We start from the raw sequence: 17892 nt of genomic DNA on the forward strand, positions 1-17892 counted from the left end.
CCTAGAATTCCCGCCCACCACATAGACACCGCCATCCGGCGGAATAAGAGGAAGAGGTCCCCCGCATGAACTCCATCCGCCGCGCCCTGGCGCTCGGCCTTGCCGCCGCCACGCTCGCCTTCGGCGCCCAGGCCCAGAACCGCGAACTCACCGTGGCTTCCAGCGCCACCTACGCACCCTTCGCCTTCGAGAACAAGGACAAGCAGATCGTCGGCTTCGACATCGACATCATCAACGCCATCGCCAAGCAGCAGGGCCTGAAGATCAAGGTCGTCAACACGCCGTTCACAGGCATCTTCGGCGCGCTCAACAACGGCGACGTCGACCTCGTGATCTCGGGTGTCACCATCAACGAGAAGCGCAAGCAGAGCTACGACTTCACGCCGCCGTATTTCGCGGCGCGCCAGCTGATCGCGCTGCCCAAGGGCAGCACGGTGGCCTCGCTGAAGGACCTCGCGGGCAAGAAGATCGCCGTGGTGAGCGCCTCCACCGCTGACGACATCGCCTCGCGCGAGTTCGGCAAGACCAGCCCGAATATCCGCCGCTTCGAGAGCACGCCGCTCATCATTTCCGAGCTGGCCGGCGGCGGCGTCGATGCCGCCATGGGCGACAACGGCGTGATCGCCTACCGCGTGGCGCAGAACCCGGAGCTCAAGACGCTCGACGACAAGTCCTTCCCCGAGGAGGGCTTCGGCATCGTCGTGAAGAAGGGCGACAAGGCGCTGCTCGACAAGCTCACGGCCGGCCTGGCCGCGATTCGCGCGGACGGCAGTTACGCCACGATCTACAAGAAGTGGTTCAACAAGGACCCGAACGCCCGATGAGCACGTCCGGCCCGGGCGGAAGGACCCCCTAGATGGAACAGCCGATCCTGCTGTTCGGATGGTTCCGCTGGGACATCCTGGTCGAATACAAGGACCTGTTCTGGCAAGGCGCCTGGATGACCTTGCGCATGACCGTGGTGTGCGTGCTGCTGGGTTCGAGCTGGGGCCTGTGCCTGGCGCTCGCGCGGCTCGCCCGGCCGCGCCATGCGCCCTGGAGCTGGGTGGCGCGCTTCTTCCTGCGCTGGCCCGCCACGGTGTACGTGAGCTTCTTCCGCGGCACGCCGCTGTTCGTGCAGATCCTCTTGATCCACTTCGCGGTGATGCCGGTGTTCATCCATCCGGCGACCGGCCTCCTGATCAGCGGCGACCTGGCACGCGAGCTCAAGCAGGAGCATGGCGCGCTCATTTCGGGCGTGGTGGCGCTCACGCTCAATTCGGCGGCCTACATCTCCGAGGTGTTCCGCGCCGGCATCCAGTCGATCTCGCGCGGGCAGTTCGACGCCGGCCGCTCGATCGGCTTCACGCCCCTGCAGGTGATGCGCTACGTGGTGCTGCCGCAGGCCTTCAGGCGCATGCTGCCGCCGCTGGGCAACAACGCGATCGCGCTGCTGAAGGACACCTCGCTGGTCTCGGCCATCGGGCTGGCCGAGCTGGCCTACGCCGCGCGCACGGTGGCGGGCGCCTATGCGCGCTACTGGGAGCCGTACCTCGCGATCTCGGTGGTGTACTGGGTGATGACGCTCGTGCTGACGACGATGCTGCGGCGGCTCGAACACCGGCTGGCGCGCAGCGACAGGGGATGAGCCGCAGCGGCGTCGCGCGACAATAGCGCCACATGCCACCGATATCCCCCGAAGAGACACCCATTCCCCCGGCCCGGCCGCAGCCACCGAAGTTCGCGGCGCTCGAGCCGCTCAAGCTGCCCGTGTTCCGCATGCTGTGGAGCACCTGGCTCATCGCCAACATCTGCATGTGGATGAACGACGTGGCGGCGGCGTGGATGATGACCTCGCTGACCACCTCGCCCATCTGGGTGGCGCTGGTGCAGTCGGCCTCCACGCTGCCGGTGTTCCTGCTGGGCCTGCCCAGCGGCGCGCTGGCCGACATCCTCGACCGCAGGCGCTGGCTGGTGGCCACGCAGTTCTGGCTGGCGGGCACGGCCATCGTGCTGTGCGCGGCCATTGCGATGGACATGATGACCGCGCCGCTGCTGCTCGCGCTGACCTTTGCCAACGGCATCGGCCTGGCGCTGCGCTGGCCGGTGTTCGCGGCCATCGTGCCCGAGCTGGTGCCGCGGCCGCAATTGCCGGCCGCGCTGGGCCTGAACGGCATCGCGATGAACGCCTCGCGCATCGTCGGCCCGCTCACGGCCGGCATGCTGATCGCGAGCGCGGGCACCGTGTGGGTGTTCGCGCTCAACGCGGTGCTGTCGGTGGCTTCGGGCTTCGTGGTGCTGCGCTGGCGGCGCGAGCACACGCCCAATCCGCTGGGCCGCGAGAAGCTCATCAGCGCGATGCGCGTGGGCGTGCAGTTCGTCTGGCAGTCGCATCGCATGCGGGCCGTGCTCTCGCGCATCACCATCTTCTTCTTCCACTCCACGGCCCTGCTCGCGCTGCTGCCGCTGCTGGCGCGCAACCTGAAGGGCGGCGGCGCCGCCACCTTCACGCTGCTGCTGGCCGCGATGGGCGCGGGCGCGATCATCGCGGTGCTGTTCCTGCCGCGGCTGCGCCAGGCGCTGGGGCGCGACCAGCTGGTGCTGCGCGGCACGCTGCTGCAGTCGCTCGCCACCGCGGTGATGGCCTTCGCGCCCAACGCATGGGTGGCGGTGCCTGCGATGTTCTTCGGCGGCATGGCGTGGATCACGGTGGCCAATTCGCTCTCGGTCTCGGCGCAGCTCGCGCTGCCCGACTGGGTGCGCGCGCGCGGCATGTCGACCTACCAGATGGCGATCATGGGCGCGAGCGCGATCGGCGCGGCGCTCTGGGGCCAGGTGGCCACGGTCACGGCGCTGAACCTGAGCCTTGCCATTGCCGCCGTCAGCGGCAGCTTGCTGATGCTCGTGGCCCTGCGCTGGGTGACCGACGGCATCGGCGAAGACGACACCCGCCCCGCCGAAGCCGGCTGGGCCGCCGGCCCGCCGGCCGAAGCGCCGCAGGAAGACGGCCGCGTGGTGATCACGGTCGAATACCTGATCGAGCCGGCGCGCGCGGCGGCCTTTCACCTTGTGATGCAGCAGACGCGCCGCGCGCGCCTGAGCCAGGGTGCCATCGGCTGGGAGCTGCTGCACGACATCGGGCAGCCCAGCCGCTACGTGGAGCAGATCGTCGACGACTCGTGGACCGACCACCTGCGCCGCTTCAACCGCGCCACCGCCAGCGACATGGCGCTGCGGGAACGCCGGCTCGCGTTTCACGTCGGCGAAACACAGCCCGTTGTCACGCGCTACATCGTGCGGCGCTGAGCGGCCCGCACGGCTTCAGTGGAAGAACTGCAGCCGCGTCAGGAAGGTGTGGCCGCCCTCCGCTGCCATCAGCCCGACCAGGACCAGCAGGCATAGGGGCGGCACCAGGATGGCATAGACCAGCGACATCCGCTCCCAGGCCATGTGCATGAAGACCGCGACGATCAGCCCCGCCTTCAGCAGCATGAAGGTGATGATCAGGGCCCAGCGCAGGTACCCCTGGAAATGGAAGTAGTCGACCAGGTAGGACATCGTGCTGAGCACGAACAGCAGCCCCCAGATCTTGAGATAGAGGCCGATCGGATGTTGTTGGCCCGTGACAGGATTCATGATCGTCCTCACCAGAGATAGAACAGCGCAAAGATGAACACCCACACCAGGTCCACGAAGTGCCAGTACAGGCCGGCAATCTCGACGATCTGGTAGTTGCCGGCCTTGTCGTAGTCGCCGCGCATCAGCTTGAAGGCCACGGTGAACAGGAAGACCACGCCGGCCGAGACGTGCAGCCCATGAAAGCCCGTGATCATGAAGAAGGCCGAGCCGAACTGCGCCGCGCCCATCGGGTTGCCCCAGGGCCGCACACCCTCTTCGAGGATCAGCTTGGACCACTCGAAGGCCTGCATGCCGACGAAGAGTTCGCCGAGGGTCGCGGTCACGAGCATCAGCGTGGCGGCGTTCACGCGGTCGCCGCGGTAGGCGAAATTGACGGCCATTGCCATCGTGCCGCTGCTGGTGATGAGCACGAAGGTCATGATCGCGATCAGCAGCAGCGGGATGTCGGCGCCCCCCACGTGGAGCGCGAACACCTCGCTCGGGTTGGGCCACGCCACGGTGGTCGAGACGCGCACCGTCATGTAGCCGGTCAGGAAGCAGCTGAAGACGAAGGTGTCGCTGAGCAGGAAGATCCACATCATCGCCTTGCCCCACGAGACGTGGAACGCCTGGCGGTCGGAAGACCAGTCGGCAATCAGCCCGCGCCAGCCGCTTGCGGCGATGGCCTGGCTCAAGGGCGGCGCAGCTGCGATCGTTGCGGTGTCGTTCATGGGAGACCTCCTCAATTTGTGCCGCAGATGAAGCGCGCCACCTCCGGCGTCACCCAGCCCAGCAGCGCGAACAGCACCAGCCACACCGCCAGCATGAAGTGCCAGTAGCGCGCGCACAGCGCGATGCGCCATGCGGCCCTGGCCGGATCGGGCCATGCGGCGTTCGCCGTCCAGGCCCACCCGACCAGCCCACCCGCCAGGTGGAGCCCGTGCATGGCGGTCAACAGATAGAAGAAGCTGCCCGCCGGATTGCCGGCCGGCATCACCTGCGCGCTCAGCAGCGCCTGCCAGGCCCACAGCTGCGCGCCCAGGAAGCCCACCGCGAGAAGGCCGCCGGCGAGCAGCAGGCGGCGGGCCCGCAGCGGGGCGCGGCGGCGCGCTGCGCCGCCGGCCCATTGCAGCGCCGCGCTGCCTGCCACCAGCAGCGCCGAGCTGAGCCAGAGCTGCCACGGCAGCGCGATCGTCATCGAATCGTCGCCGCTCATGCGCATCACGTAGGCCACGATGAAGAGCGAGAACAGCGCGGTCACCACGCCCATGAAGACCCACAGGCCGATGCTGGCCGCGCTCGCGTGCGGATCGCGAGGCAGGCCGCCGCGGTCGGCACCGCGCCCACTCAAGGCGGCTACTGAATTCATCAAGAAACCTCCGTGCTGCGCACTGCGGTGCGAGCTTGCTTGGGAGCGGCCCGGCGCTGCGCTCATGCCGGCGCTCCCCGGACCTCGCTCTGGCCCTCCGGCTCGGGCTCGCCGGCCCCGGCTTCCGGCGGCGCGTTCTGCGCGATGAAATCCTCCGCCGCACCCGGCTCCCCGTAGGCATAGGCCCACCTGTAGGCCACCGGCAGCCGCGGGCCCCAGTTGCCGTGGCCCGGCGGCGTGGCGGGCGTCTGCCATTCGAGCGAGGCGGCACGCCATGGATTGGCGTCGGCCGGCCGGCCGCGCCAGGCGCTCCAGGCCAGGTTGGCGATGAACAGCAACTGGGCCAGGGCGACGATCACCGCGATCACGGTGATGACTTCATTCAGGCTGAACGCCGACGGCGGAATGAACTTGTAGCCATCGAAGTTGTAGTAGCGCCGCGGCATGCCCAGCACGCCCAGGTAGTGCATCGGGAAAAAGACCGCATAGGTGCCGAGGAAGGTGATCCAGAAATGCAGCCGGCCGAGCCGGTCGTCGAGCATGCGGCCGGTCACCTTGGGAAACCAGTGGTAGATGCCGCCGAACACCACCAAGAGCGGCGCCACGCCCATCACCATGTGGAAGTGCGCCACCACGAAGTAGGTGCCCGACAGCGGAATGTCCACGCTCACGTTGCCGAGGAACAGGCCCGTGAGCCCGCCGATGAGGAAGGTGCACAGGAAGGCCAGCGCGAACAGCATCGGCACCGTCAGGTGTATGTCGCCGCGCCACAGCGTCAGGATCCAGTTGTAGACCTTGATCGCGGTGGGCACCGCGATGATCAGCGTGGTGGTCGCGAAGAAGAAGCCGAAGTACGGGTTCATGCCGCTCACGAACATGTGGTGCGCCCAGACCACCACGCTGAGCGCGCCGATGGCCACGATGGCCCACACCATCATGCGGTAGCCGAAGATGCACTTGCGGGCATGCACGCTGATCAGGTCGGAGACGATGCCGAAGGCCGGCAGCGCCACGATGTAGACCTCGGGATGGCCGAAGAACCAGAACAGGTGCTGGAACAGCAGCGGGCTGCCGCCCTTGTAGCCTGTCACCTGGCCCATCGACACCAGCGCCGGCATGAAGAAGCTGGTGCCCGCCACGCGGTCGAGCAGCAGCATCACGCCGCTGACGAACAGCGCCGGAAAGCCGAGCAGCGCAAGAATGGTGGCCACGAAGATGCCCCACACCGTGAGCGGCATGCGCAGCAGCGTCATGCCTTCGCAGCGCGCCTGCAGCACGGTGGTCACGTAGTTGAGGCCGCCCATCGTGGTCGCCACGATGAAGATGAGCAGCGACACCAGCATCAGCACGATGCCGCCCGCATGGCCCGGCGTGCCGGGCAGGATCGACTGCGGTGGATACAGCGTCCAGCCCGCGCCGGTGGGGCCGCCCGCGACGAAGAAGCTCGCCATCAGAACCACCACCGACAGCAGGTAGACCCAGAAGCTCAGCATGTTGAGGTAGGGAAAGACCATGTCCCGCGCCCCCACCATCAGCGGAATCAGGTAGTTGCCGAAGCCGCCGAGGAACAGCGCCGTGAGCAGGTAGATCACCATGATCATCCCGTGCATGGTCACGAACTGGTAGTAGCGCTCGGCATTGATGAACTCGAACTGGCCGGGAAAGCCCAGCTGCAGCCGCATCAGGTTGGACAGCACCACGCCCACCACGCCCACCGCGATGGCGGTGCAGGCGTACTGGACGGCGATCACCTTGTGGTCCTGGCTCCAGACGTAGCGGGTCAGGAAACTCTGCGGCGCCGGGTGCCCGGCGTCGTCGGGGTGGGGCATGGCCTGCCCCGTGGGCGAAGAAGTGTTCATCGCGCAGCCTTCTGTTCGGCGGCAGCCTGCGCCGGCGGGCTGCCCAGACTCTGGATATAGGCCACCAGCGCGGCCAGTTCTTCATCGGTCAGTTCGATCTTCGGCATGACCGGCGGGAAGCCCTTCACGTGGCGGGCCTGCGGATCGCGGATGAAGCTGCGCAGGTAGGCTTCGTCGACCAGCGCGGTGGAGCCGTCCGCCATGGTTTCGGTCTTGCCGTGCAGGCCCTTCCAGGTCGGCCCCACGCGCGGGCTGCCGTCGACCGTGTGGCAGGCCACGCAGCCCTTGGCGTCCGCCAGCGCGCGGCCCTGTTCGGCACGTGCGCCGCCGGCCGCCACGGCGCCGGCCGGGGCCTGCGGCGCCTTGATCTGCGATTTGGCGAAGGTCGGCAGCGCCGCATGCCAGGTCTCGTAGTTCGCCGGGTCTTCCACCACCACGTAGCCGCGCATGTTGGGATGGCCCACGCCGCACAGCTGCGCGCACAGCGCTTCGTAGCGGCCCGCGACGGTCGGCGTGAACCAGAAGCGGCTGACCTGCCCCGGCACCGTGTTCATCCGGGCGCGGAAGGGCGGCACGAAGAAGTCGTGCAGCACATCGTTCGAACGCGCCAGCACCAGCACCGGTTTGCCAAGCGGCAGGTGCACCTCGTCGCCGGCGATCAGGAGGTCGTCCTGCCCGGCCCGGTCGGCGGGGTCGATTCCGAACGGATTGGTGGCGCTGACAAAGCGCGCATCGGTCGCGCCCAGCTTGCCGTCCTCGCCCGGGAAACGGAAGCGCCACTGCCATTGCTGGCCCAGCACCTCCAGCACGAGCGCGTCGCGGGGCTCCCTGACATAGTTCGCGTACACCACGAGGCCGGGCGCCAGCAGCGCCATGATGCCGACGGTGGTGCCGCCGATCAGCCAGCGCTCGAGCTTCCTGTTCTCGGGCTCATGCGCCGCGCGGTGGCCTTCGCGATGGCGAAAGCGCACCAGCATGTAGGCGACGAACAGGTTGATGACAATGAAGAAGATGCCCGTGATCGCCAGCGTGATGGTCAGCGTGTCGTCCATCAGCCGCCAGTTCGAAGCGAGGGGCGTCGTCCACCACGGATTGAAGAAGTGAAACAGCACCGAGCCGGCCACGATGAGCAACAGGGCGACGGCCATGATCATGTGCGCTCCCTGGGCTCGGCATCATGGGTTCAGGGCTCATGCGCGCTTCAGAGAAGCGCCGGGACTCGCGGCTCTTCGCCCTCGAACCGGGCTTCGGGGTGCGCGGACCGCAGCAGCGCCTCGATGTCCCGCACGCGCGAGCGCGGCAAGTCCACCATCAGCAGGATTTGCCCCTGCGCGATGGCGCCCTCGAAGCGCTGCAGCCTGGGGCTCGGGATGGAAATGCCGATCATGCTGGCCGACCAGGCGCCGAGCAGGCCACCCAGGATGGCCACCAGCACGGCCACTTCCCATTCGGGGCCGTCGCCTACGATTGGAAACAGCAGCGCGGCCATCAAGCCGACGACGATGCCGCAGGCACTGCCGACCATCCACCCGGTCTTGGCTGCATGGACGACGTCCGAGGTTTGCCACACGTTGGCCGCGTGGAGGCCGGCCATGTCCATGCCTTCCGGTCCGGCGAAATGAATGTGCGCAACGTCGACGCGCGCCCACACCAGATCGTCCATCGCCCGCCTGGCGCTCGCCAGGTCCGGCATCAGCCAGTAGATGCGTCTCTTCATAGCGCCCCCTTTCCGTCTTGCGACGAGTCAAGGAACCATGAATGACTTATATGCCCAAGGAGAGCCGACAGCAAGTAGGGGCATCCAGGCCGCCATCGAGGTGATTTTCACGGCCGAAATGATGCGCGGCGCGGGCGTCAGGCAGGGCGGTGCTGCGGCAGGTACATGGTGGCTTCGACTTCCACCAGCACCTCGTCGCCCGGCAGGAAGCGCGACACCTCGACCACCGTGCTGACCGGCGGCTCGCCCGGATAGAAAAGCCCGCGCACGCGGTTGTAGAACGCGTAATGCGGCAGCTGGCGGAAGTACTGCACCAGCTTCACCACGTCTTCCATCGTGCCACCGTGCTCGGCCGCGATCTGGCGGATGCGCTCGAGCACGAACCAGCTCTGCGCCACGATGGGCGCCTCGAAGATGTCGACCGACATCTGGCCCGTGGCATAGCCCAAGCCCTGCAGGGCCGTGCGGCCTTCCTCGGGCAGGGCGTCGTAGCCGGCCACGGCGCGGCGCGTGGCCGGATCGACCGCGACCACGCCGCTCATGAAGACGAAATCGCCCACGCGCTTGGCGGCGGCGTAGTTGGCCATTGGCTTGCCCATGCTCATCGTGTCTGCTCCAGAATTTTTGGACCGCCGCGGATCACGGTGCGCCGGCGCCTGCGCAGGCCGCGCCATTGGTCGCGCAGCGACTCGGGCTTCATGCGCGCTGTTGCAAGGCCCGCAGCCAGCCCAGCCCGGCCGAGGTGCCGCCGGGTTCCGAACCGCGCCTGGGCCGGTACTCGCAGCCGACCCAGCCCTGCCAGCCGCACTGCGCCGACACCTCGTCGATCAGGTCGAACAGATAGGGATAGTTCTGCTCGCCGATGTCGGGCTCGTGGCGCTCGGGCACGCCGGCAATCTGGATGTGGCCCACGCGCCCGGTGGGCAGGTACTTGCGGATCTTCATGGCCACGTCGCCCTCGACGATCTGGCAGTGGTACAGGTCCATCTGCACCTTGAGGTTGGGCGCGCCCACCATGCCGATGATTTCGTGCGCATGGTCCTGGCGGTTCAGGAAGAAGCGCGGAATGTCGCGCGTGTTGATGGGCTCGATCAGCACGTCGCGCCCGGCCTTGGCCGCCTCGGCGGCGGCCCAGCGCAGGTTGTCCAGGTACACCGGCTGCACGGCCTCGCGCTCCAGGCCTTCGGCCACCAGGCCCGCCATGACGTGGATGCGTGGGCAGTCGAGCGCCACGGCGTAGTCGATGGCCGTGGCAATGCCTTCGCGGAATTCGGCGTCGCGGCCGGGCAAGCAGGCCAGGCCACGCTCGCCACGGTCCCAGTCGCCCGGGGGGGCGTTGAAGAGCACCTGCTGCAGTCCGTTGTGCTGGAGCCGCGCGACGATTTCCTCCTTTGCGAAGGCATAGGGGAAAAGATATTCGACGGCCTTGAAGCCGTCTTTCGCGGCGGCTTCGAAGCGGTCAAGGAAGTCGAGCTCCGGATAGAGCATCGAGAGGTTGGCGGCGAATTGGGGCATGGTGTGTTTTTACTACTACTACTGCTGCTGGCTACCAGCGCGCACCGAAGATGCGGCGCAGTTCATCGATCTGTTCGCTGCCGAGCGGTTCGGGCCTGGCGGGGCCGGCGAGCAGCTGGAGTCTTGCGGTTTCCTCGAGTTCCTCGAGCACGGCCATGGCGCCGGCCGGGCTTTCGTGCCACACGTTGGGGCCGAGGCGTTCGAGCATCACGGCGCGAATGGGCGTGCCGGCCGCGCCGTGGCGCTCGATGGCCTGCGCCACGAGCTCGGCCGCTTCAGGCGCGCCGGGCCGATGGTACGGAATGAGCGGCACGTGGCCGACCTTCATGACGAAGTACGGCGTGAGCGCGGGCAGCAGTTCGTCGCCCGGCGAGTTCAGCGTAAGGGCGACGCAGTGCGTGCTGTGCGTGTGGATCACGCAGGCCGTGCCCGCATCGAACTTGCGCGCGGCCGCATAGATGCGCGTGTGCAGCGCGATGGTCTTGCTGGCGCGGTCGCCGCCGGTCTGCTTGCCTTGCGCGTCGAGCCTGGCCAACCGTGCCGGATCGAGAAAACCCAGGCAGGCGTCGGTCGGCGTGATGAGGAAGCCATCGTCCAGCCGCACGCTGATGTTGCCGGCGGTGGCATGCACGTAGCCGCGCTCGAACAGGCTGCGGCCGACGCGGCAGATTTCTTCTCGTGCTTGGGTTTCTTGCATGTCTTTTTTCTTCACAACGCCGTGGCTGTATTTGGAGTGCTGTTGTTCAGGGCGCGTGCACAGGCCACCGGGTACTCCCCTCCGCGAATGTCCCCCGGCCTGCGGCCTCCTCCTTTATTTCGCTGCGGGGAGCACCCGATGCCCTGTGCACCAGGGCACGCTCCAGGTGTACCGCCGATCAACGACCGCTCTGCATAACGATCCCGTCGATGGGGTGCCTTGCGCAGCGAAATCAAGGGGGAGGCCGCAGGCCGGAGGACATTCGCGGAGCAAGGTACCCCGTCGGCGGGATCGCGCCCTGAACAGACACGATGTACGCGAACACCAAAGATGAACATCATCCAAGCACTGTAAAGGCCTTGGTGAAGAAATCGTCCCCCCCAAAGTTGCCGGACTTGAGCGCGATGTGCAGACCCGCCCCGGGCGCAGCATCGGAACGCGCATGGCACCACGGCACGCCAGGATCGATCTGCGGGCCGATCTGCATCTGCGCAATGCCCAGCGCCTGCACGCAGGCACCCGAGGTTTCTCCGCCCGCCACCACCAGCTGGCGCACACCCCGCTCGACCAGGCCACGCGCAATGGCGGCGATGGTGCGCTCGACCATCGCGCCGGCTTCCTCGACGCCGAGCCGGCTCTGCACCGATTTCACGGCACCGGCCTCGGCGGTGGAATAGACCAGCACCGGCTGCTTTTCGACCAGCGGCGCGGCCCACGCCAAGGCCTCGGCCGCGACGTCCACGCCCGCGGCAATGCGCAGCGGATCGACGGCCAGCGCCGCGCCGCCGCGCTGGATGAAATCGAGCACCTGCCTGTTGGTGGCGAGCGAGCAGCTGCCCGACACCACGGCGCGCAATCCGCCGGCCGCCGGCAGCGCACTGGCCTGGGACGACGGCGCAAGGCCGAAGTTGGCCGGCAGCCCGATCGCCACGCCCGAACCCGCCGTGACCAGCGGCATCTTCGCGAGCGCCGGGCCAAGGCGCAGCAGGTCGTCGTTCGACACCGCATCGACGATGGCGATCGAGACGCCCTCGCCTTTGAACTGCCCGATGCGCTCCGTGATGGCCGCCGCGCCGCGCGCCACCACCGCATGGTCGATCAGCCCGACCTTGCGCGTGCACTGCGCCTGCAGCACGCGCACGAGGTTCGGGTCGGTCATGGGCGTGAGCGGATGGTTCTGCATGCCGCTCTCGTTGAGCAGCACCTCGCCCGCGAACAGGTAGCCCTTGAACACGGTGCGCTTGTTGTCGGGGAAGGCGGGCGTTGCAATGGTGAAGTCGCACTTCAACGCCTCCATCAGCGCCTCGGTCACCGGGCCGATGTTGCCCTGCGGCGTGCTGTCGAAGGTGGAGCAGTACTTGAAGTAGATCTGTTGCGCACCCTGCGCCTGCAGCCAGCGCAGCGCTTCGAGCGACTGCGCGATGGCCTCGGCCGGCGCGATGGTGCGCGACTTGAGCGCGACGACCACCGCATCGACATCGGCGGCCAACGGCGCAAACTCGGCCCCCACGCTCGGCACTTCGTGTCCTCGCTGCCCCCCGAGGGGGCGCGCGCTTGCTTGGGGCGGCCCGGCGCGGCGCGCCTCGGGCACGCCGATGGCCTGCACCACGCGCATGCCGGCGCGCACGAGGTTGTTGGCGAGGTCCGTCGCGCCGGTGAAATCGTCGGCGATGCAGCCGAGCAGGAGCTTGGCCATGGTTCAGCCTTTCACCGGCAGCTTCACCGCCTGCGGGTTCTCGCGCACATAGTCGCGCAGGATGGCATCGAAGCTCGCGTCGGCCTGCAGGCCCAGCGCCTCGGCGCGCGCGGCGTGGATGCGGCTGGGCCAGCTGGTCACGATCTTCGCGATGGCCGCGTCGGGCTCCCAGTCGATCAGTCCGGTGGCGTCCTTGCCGGCGATGCGCTCGAGCGCATCGGCCATCTCGCGCACGGTGGTGGTCAGCGCCGGCAGGTTGACGGCGGTACGCGCGCCCCATTCGGGCGCGCTGGCCGTGGCCGCGCGAATGATGCCCGCGACGGTGTTGCCGGGCGAGGCCAGCGCGACCGCGGTCTCGGGCGCGACGGGGCAGCGCGCGCGCTCGCCGGCCAGCGGCTCGCGCAGCATGCCGCTCAGGAAGCTGGAGGCCGCGCCGTTGGGCCGGCCCGGGCGCACCGAGACCGTCATGAGCCGCACGTTGCGGCCCTGCACGAAGCCCTTGCGCGTGAAGTCGGCCACCAGCTGCTCGCCGATGAACTTCTGGATGCCGTAGCTGTTCTGCGGCGTCGGCAGCGTGGTGTCCTCGATCACCGCGGGCAGCCGCTGCTCCGGCGAATCGCCGAACACCGCCACCGAGCTGGAGAACACGAACACCGGTGCGTGGCCCGCGCGGCGGCAGGCGTCGAGCAGCGCGCGCGTGGTGTCCAGATTGCTGCGCATGCCCAGGTCGAAGTCGGCCTCGCATTCGCCGCTCACGGCCGCGGCCAGGTGGAACACGGCGTGAGTGTCGGCCAGCGGCAGCGTGCCGTTGGCGGCCTGCTCGTACAGGTCGCCCTGCACAAACTGCACGCGGGCATCGGCCTGCAGGTCGGCGGGCGGTGCCACGCGGTCGGCCAGCGTGATGCGCGAGATGGGCCGGGCCGCGCCGCCGGCCAGTGCAAGCGGGCCGCCTGCGAGCAGCGTGCGGGCGAGCCGCGCGCCGAGAAAGCCGCAGCCGCCGGTGATGAGGATGTTCATGGTGCTTGTCTTCTCTTTCTGGATTCAGGAAATGGCGGGCAGGAAGCGCAGCAGCGCGGCCGCCACGGCTTCGGGCGCCTCGCGCTGCGGGAAGTGGCCAACGCCGTCGAGCAGTTCGCGGCGGTAGGGACCGCTGAAGAAGCGCTCCTTGTTCGCCGACGTATCGGGATGATTGCAGCTGTCGGCCGCGCCGTGCAGCACGAGCGTGGGCACCGGCAACACCGGTGCCGGGCTCAGCGCGGCGTCATCCGCCGCATAGCGCGGATCGCCGGGCGCGTAGCCCCAGCGATGGCGGTACGAATGCAGCACCACCCGCGCCCAGTCGTCGCCCTCGAAGGCGGTGGCGGTGGCTTCGAACTCGGCGTTCTGGTACCAGCCCTTGGGCGCCCAGGTGTCCCACATCATCCGGGTGAAGGCGATGCGGTCGTCGTGCACGGTGCGTTCGCCGCGCGGCGTGGCCATGTACCAGTGGTACCAGTAATTGCGCGCCTGCTCGAGCGCCATCGGCTGGTCTGGCGCATTGGTGCCGTAGCCGACCGACATCAGCACCAGCGCACACGCCACGCCGGGCCGCAGCCCGCAGGCGTTGGCCGCCGCGCGGGCGCCCCAGTCGTGGCCGACCAGCGCGGGCTTGTCGAGGCCGAGTGCATCGACGAAGTCGAGCAGGTCGCGCCCGAGCGCGGAGAGCTGGCCACTGCGCGGCGTGTCGTCATGCAGGAAGCGCGTAGGTGCGAAGCCGCGCAGGGCGGGTGCGAGCACACGCCAGCCGGCCTCGGCCAAGCTGGGCGCCACGCCGTGCCAGCTGCGCGGGCTGTCGGGCCAGCCATGCATCAGCACCGCGGTGGCGCCGCCGCCGGGGTTCCACTCCTCGTAGCCGATGCGCAGCAGCGGCGTGTCGACGGTCTTGAAATCGCTCATGAAGCCTTTCCCTTTGCGGGCGGCAATTCGATGCCCGGAAAAATCTTGATGACCGCGCTGTCGTCCTCGCGCGCGAAGCCTGCGGTGGAGGCCTGCATGAACATCTGGTGCGCGGTGGACGACAGCGGCAATGGAAACTTGCTGGCGCGCGCCACGTCCAGCACCAGGCCCAGGTCCTTCACGAAGATGTCGACGGCCGACAGCGGCGTGTAGTCGCCCGCCAGCACGTGCGCCATGCGGTTCTCGAACATCCAGCTGTTGCCCGCGCTGTGCGTGATGACCTCGTACAGCGCGGCCGGGTCCACGCCTTCGCGCAGGCCGAGCGCCATGGCCTCGGCCGCCGCGGCAATGTGCACGCCCGCGAGCAGTTGGTTGATGACCTTGACCTTGCTGCCCGCACCCGCGCGGTCGCCCAGACGATAGACCTTGGCGGCCATCGCGTCGAGCACGGCGCCGGCCTTTTCGTAGGCCGCGGGCGTGCCCGCGGTCATCATCGTCATCTGGCCGCTCGCGGCCTTGGCGGCGCCGCCCGAAATCGGCGCGTCGAGGTACAGGATGCCCTGCGCGGCCAGGCGCGCCTCGAGCGCGACCGACCAGTTCGGGTCCACGGTGGAGCACATCACGAACAGGCTGCCGGGCTTCATCGACGCCGCGCAGCCGGGCACGGTGCCATCGCCGAACAGCACCGACTCGGTCTGCGCCGCGTTGACCACCACGGAAACCACGATGTCGCACTGCCCGCCAAGCGCGGCCAGCGTGTCGCAGGCCACGCCGCCGTCGCGCGCAAAGGCGTGGGCCACGTCCAGCCGCACGTCGAACACATGCGGCTCGTAGCCCGTGCGGCGCAGCGACTGCGCCATGCCGCTGCCCATGGCGCCGAGGCCCACGACGCCGACGACGGGTGTGTTGTCTTTATTCATTGACTCCGACTCCATTCAGTTCTTGGCAAGCTGCACACGGCATTCTGTTCGTGAAACACCGCGGAACCGGCTTTGCCGGGCCGCTGGTGTTGCCCCCGGTGAGGGGGTTGGCGAAGCGACACGAAGTGCGCGAAGACTGGGGGTGAGCTCATGTTTCAGCGGTTGACGAGTTGCTTGGGCGTGAGCCACACGCCGATGGCCCCGAGCACCAGCGCACCGGCCAGCACGTACATGCCGATCTGCGTGCTGCCCGTCAGGTCCTTGAGATAGCCGATGAGATACGGGCTCACGAACCCCGCAAGATTACCCACCGAATTGATGACCGCAATGCCGGCCGCCGCCGCCGTGCCCGAAAGAAAGGCGGTGGGCAGCGACCAGAAGAGCGGCGCGCAGGTCAGCACGCCGGCCGCCGCGAGCGACAGGAACGCCAGCGAGACGACCGTGTTCTGCGTGTACGACGCAGCCACCGTGAAGCCGATCGCGCCCATCAGCGCGGGCACGATCAGGTGCCAGCGGCGCTCCTGCCGGCGGTCGGCGCTGCGGCCGAACAGGTTCATCGCGACGATCGCGCAGATGAACGGAATGGCGCTCAAAAGGCCGATGTGCAGGTTGCCCTTCACGCCCGTTGCCTTGACCAGCGTGGGCAGCCAGAAGGTCAGCGCGTACTGGCCCATCACAAAGGAGAAATAGATGAGCGCCATCCACCACACGCGCATGTCGCGGAACATCGCGCCCACCGAGTGCGGGCCCTTGGCGCCGTGCGCCTGGTCGCGCTCGACCTCGCGCTGCAGCAGGCTTTTTTCCTCGGACGAGAGCCAGCGCGCATGCTGGATGCCGTTGTCCAGGTAGAGCAGCACCATCACCCCCACAAGCACGGCCGGAACGGCTTCGATGATGAACATCCACTGCCAGCCCTGCATCGACGACACGCCGTGGAAGGCGTCCATGATCCAGCCCGACAGCGGATTGCCGAAGATGCCCGCCACCGGAATCGCCGACATGAACACCGCGATGATGCGCGCGCGCCGGTGCGCCGGATACCAGTGCGTGAGGTAGAGGATCACGCCGGGATAGAAGCCCGCCTCGGCCACGCCCAGCAGGAAGCGCAGGATGTAGAAGCTGGCCGGCGTTTCCACGAACACGAAGCAGGCCGACAGCAGGCCCCAGGTGATCATGATCCGCGCGATCCAGATGCGCGCGCCCACCCGGTTGAGCAGCAGATTGCTCGGCACCTCGAACAGGAAGTAGCCCAGGAAGAAGATGCCCGCGCCCAGGCCGAACACCGTTTCGCTGAAGCCCAGGTCCTGCCCCATCTGCAGCTTGGCAAAGCCCACGTTCACGCGGTCGAGGTATGCGACCACGTAGCACAGCATCAGGAAGGGCACGAGGCGCCAGAACACCTTGGCGTAGGCGCGCTTCTCGAGCGCGGCGTCGGTGGACACAGGCAGTGCGCCAACCGGAAGGGTGGAGGAAGTCATGAGAAGGTTTGTCCCGCTTTGGATGAGAAAGAGGCCTTGCCGTCGTTGACGCACGGCCGCCGCCATATTTGTCAGGTCATCATACAAATCTGATTTCAGAGCTTTGCCTCGGGTAAACCCGAAGACATCGCCATCTGCGGCGCCTTTTTGGTTTCCTTGTGTGTCGGCCGGCTCAGCTGCCGAGCGGCCAGCCTTCGACCAGCGGACGCGCGAGTTGCGCGCCCTCCTGCTGCCAGAAGGCGGGATCGGCCTGCTCGATGCGGCGGATCGCGTTGTCCATGTGGGACTTGGCCGCTTCGCGCGCCCGCAGCGCGTCGCCGGCCTCGATGGCCTCGACGATGCGCGCGTGCTCCTGTGCCACCTCGCGCGCGAAGTCGGCGCGGCGCGCCTCGTTGGCGCGCGTGACGCGCGTGGCGCCGTGCAGGAACTGCCGCAGGTACTGCAGCGTGCCGATCAGGAACGGGTTGCGCGCGGCCTCGGCGATGGCGCGGTGAAAGCGCACGTCTTCGTCCGCGCCATTGCCACCGGCCGCCACGGCGGCATGCAGCGCGTCGATGGCCTCGTGGATGCGCTGCACGTCGTCGGGCGTGCGCCGCTCGGCCGCGAGCGCGGCCACCTCGGCTTCGAGCGCGCGGCGCAGCTCGACCATCTGGATCACCGCTTCGCGCGAAGCCACGTGCGGCATCTCGAAGCGCAGCGGCTCCACGCCCGCGGCGCGCACGTACACGCCGCTGCCCTGCCGCGAATCGAGCAGCCCCAGCGACTTGAGCCGCGACACCGCCTCGCGCACCACCGTGCGGCTCACACCGAACTGCTCGGCCAGCGCGCTCTCGGTCGGCAGGCGGTCGCCTTCCGACAGGCGTCCGCTGCGCACTTCGGTGGCCAATGCGTCGGCCACCTGGTCGGCGAGGCGAACAGTGGGAGCGACGGATTGAAAACGTGCAGTCATGGGCGCGGATGGCGGTGGGCTGCGACTCTAACGCAGGCCCGCGTGTCGAACGCTCTACAACTAAAGAACTAGCGTCGCTGACAAGTGTTGTCGCAACGCACTTTGGAGGTGTGAAAAATCTGACGCTTCCCAACCAAATCTTCATGGCTCCACTGATACC

The 17892-nt window shown here is 68.1% G+C and carries 18 protein-coding genes; 3 read left to right on the forward strand and 15 right to left on the reverse strand.

Translation table 11 applies throughout. The annotated features are described in order from the left end of the window. The first annotated feature begins 65 nt into the window (after nucleotides 1–65). The 3 genes from QFZ47_RS11765 to QFZ47_RS11775 are packed head-to-tail and all read left to right on the forward strand — an operon-like array spanning nucleotide 66 to nucleotide 3285. Nucleotides 66–824: a basic amino acid ABC transporter substrate-binding protein gene (locus tag QFZ47_RS11765; RefSeq protein ID WP_307655795.1), complete on the forward strand. Its 759-nt coding sequence runs from the start codon at nucleotides 66–68 to the stop codon at nucleotides 822–824. Between the two features lie 32 nt (nucleotides 825–856). Next, a complete protein-coding gene (locus QFZ47_RS11770) occupies nucleotides 857–1627 on the forward strand; it encodes an amino acid ABC transporter permease (protein ID WP_018905227.1) in 771 nt (256 codons plus the stop codon). A 32-nt stretch (nucleotides 1628–1659) separates the two neighbouring features. Then, nucleotides 1660–3285 carry an MFS transporter gene (locus QFZ47_RS11775; protein WP_307655796.1) on the forward strand — a complete coding sequence of 542 codons (1626 nt, stop codon included), beginning with the start codon at nucleotides 1660–1662 and terminating at the stop codon, nucleotides 3283–3285. 15 nt (nucleotides 3286–3300) lie between these two features. On the opposite strand, the gene QFZ47_RS11780 is transcribed toward QFZ47_RS11775, so the two are convergent. The 15 genes from QFZ47_RS11780 to QFZ47_RS11850 all read right to left on the reverse strand — a co-directional run bounded on the left by QFZ47_RS11780 (nucleotide 3301) and on the right by QFZ47_RS11850 (nucleotide 17732). Next, nucleotides 3301–3615 carry a cytochrome C oxidase subunit IV family protein gene (locus QFZ47_RS11780; protein WP_307655797.1) on the reverse strand — a complete coding sequence of 105 codons (315 nt, stop codon included), beginning with the start codon at nucleotides 3613–3615 and terminating at the stop codon, nucleotides 3301–3303. Nucleotides 3616–3623: 8 nt separating this feature from the next. Next, nucleotides 3624–4328: a heme-copper oxidase subunit III family protein gene (locus QFZ47_RS11785; protein WP_307655798.1), complete on the reverse strand. Its 705-nt coding sequence runs from the start codon at nucleotides 4326–4328 to the stop codon at nucleotides 3624–3626. 11 nt (nucleotides 4329–4339) lie between these two features. Continuing rightward, entirely contained in the window at nucleotides 4340–4966 is a 627-nt protein-coding gene (locus QFZ47_RS11790) for a cytochrome c oxidase subunit 3 (protein ID WP_307655799.1), read from the reverse strand. 62 nt (nucleotides 4967–5028) lie between these two features. After that, nucleotides 5029–6795 carry a cytochrome c oxidase subunit I gene (gene ctaD / locus QFZ47_RS11795; protein ID WP_307658929.1) on the reverse strand — a complete coding sequence of 589 codons (1767 nt, stop codon included), beginning with the start codon at nucleotides 6793–6795 and terminating at the stop codon, nucleotides 5029–5031. 26 nt (nucleotides 6796–6821) lie between these two features. Beyond that, a complete protein-coding gene (locus QFZ47_RS11800; protein ID WP_307655800.1) occupies nucleotides 6822–7979 on the reverse strand; it encodes a cytochrome c oxidase subunit II in 1158 nt (385 codons plus the stop codon). A 47-nt stretch (nucleotides 7980–8026) separates the two neighbouring features. After that, nucleotides 8027–8542: a DUF1269 domain-containing protein gene (locus tag QFZ47_RS11805; RefSeq protein WP_307655801.1), complete on the reverse strand. Its 516-nt coding sequence runs from the start codon at nucleotides 8540–8542 to the stop codon at nucleotides 8027–8029. A gap of 137 nt (nucleotides 8543–8679) precedes the next feature. After that, nucleotides 8680–9147, reverse strand: a complete 468-nt coding sequence (locus QFZ47_RS11810) for a RidA family protein (protein ID WP_307655802.1) — start codon at nucleotides 9145–9147, stop codon at nucleotides 8680–8682. A 91-nt stretch (nucleotides 9148–9238) separates the two neighbouring features. Continuing rightward, nucleotides 9239–10057 (reverse strand): 2-oxo-tetronate isomerase, encoded by an 819-nt coding sequence (gene otnI, locus QFZ47_RS11815; protein WP_307655803.1) that lies wholly within the window; start codon nucleotides 10055–10057, stop codon nucleotides 9239–9241. A gap of 31 nt (nucleotides 10058–10088) precedes the next feature. Then, the gene (locus QFZ47_RS11820) at nucleotides 10089–10754 is read right to left on the reverse strand and encodes a class II aldolase/adducin family protein (protein ID WP_307655804.1); all 666 of its coding nucleotides are present in this window, start codon (nucleotides 10752–10754) and stop codon (nucleotides 10089–10091) included. A 337-nt stretch (nucleotides 10755–11091) separates the two neighbouring features. Then, a complete protein-coding gene (otnK, locus tag QFZ47_RS11825) occupies nucleotides 11092–12450 on the reverse strand; it encodes a 3-oxo-tetronate kinase (RefSeq protein ID WP_307655805.1) in 1359 nt (452 codons plus the stop codon). Between the two features lie 3 nt (nucleotides 12451–12453). Further along, a complete protein-coding gene (gene denD, locus QFZ47_RS11830) occupies nucleotides 12454–13467 on the reverse strand; it encodes a D-erythronate dehydrogenase (protein ID WP_307655806.1) in 1014 nt (337 codons plus the stop codon). Between the two features lie 24 nt (nucleotides 13468–13491). After that, entirely contained in the window at nucleotides 13492–14385 is an 894-nt protein-coding gene (locus QFZ47_RS11835) for an alpha/beta fold hydrolase (protein ID WP_307655807.1), read from the reverse strand. Continuing rightward, nucleotides 14382–15305: an L-threonate dehydrogenase gene (ltnD, locus tag QFZ47_RS11840; protein ID WP_307655808.1), complete on the reverse strand. Its 924-nt coding sequence runs from the start codon at nucleotides 15303–15305 to the stop codon at nucleotides 14382–14384. The genes QFZ47_RS11835 and ltnD overlap by 4 nt, the downstream gene beginning before the upstream one ends. A 155-nt stretch (nucleotides 15306–15460) precedes the next feature. Next, nucleotides 15461–16783, reverse strand: coding sequence for an MFS transporter (locus tag QFZ47_RS11845; protein WP_307655809.1), 1323 nt, complete (start codon nucleotides 16781–16783; stop codon nucleotides 15461–15463). Between the two features lie 172 nt (nucleotides 16784–16955). After that, nucleotides 16956–17732 (reverse strand): FadR/GntR family transcriptional regulator, encoded by a 777-nt coding sequence (locus tag QFZ47_RS11850; RefSeq protein ID WP_307655810.1) that lies wholly within the window; start codon nucleotides 17730–17732, stop codon nucleotides 16956–16958. Nucleotides 17733–17892: the final 160 nt, after the last annotated feature.

Origin of the sequence: Variovorax paradoxus, from assembly GCF_030815975.1 — a bacterium.
GTDB classification, from domain to species: Bacteria; Pseudomonadota; Gammaproteobacteria; order Burkholderiales; family Burkholderiaceae_C; genus Variovorax; species Variovorax paradoxus_N.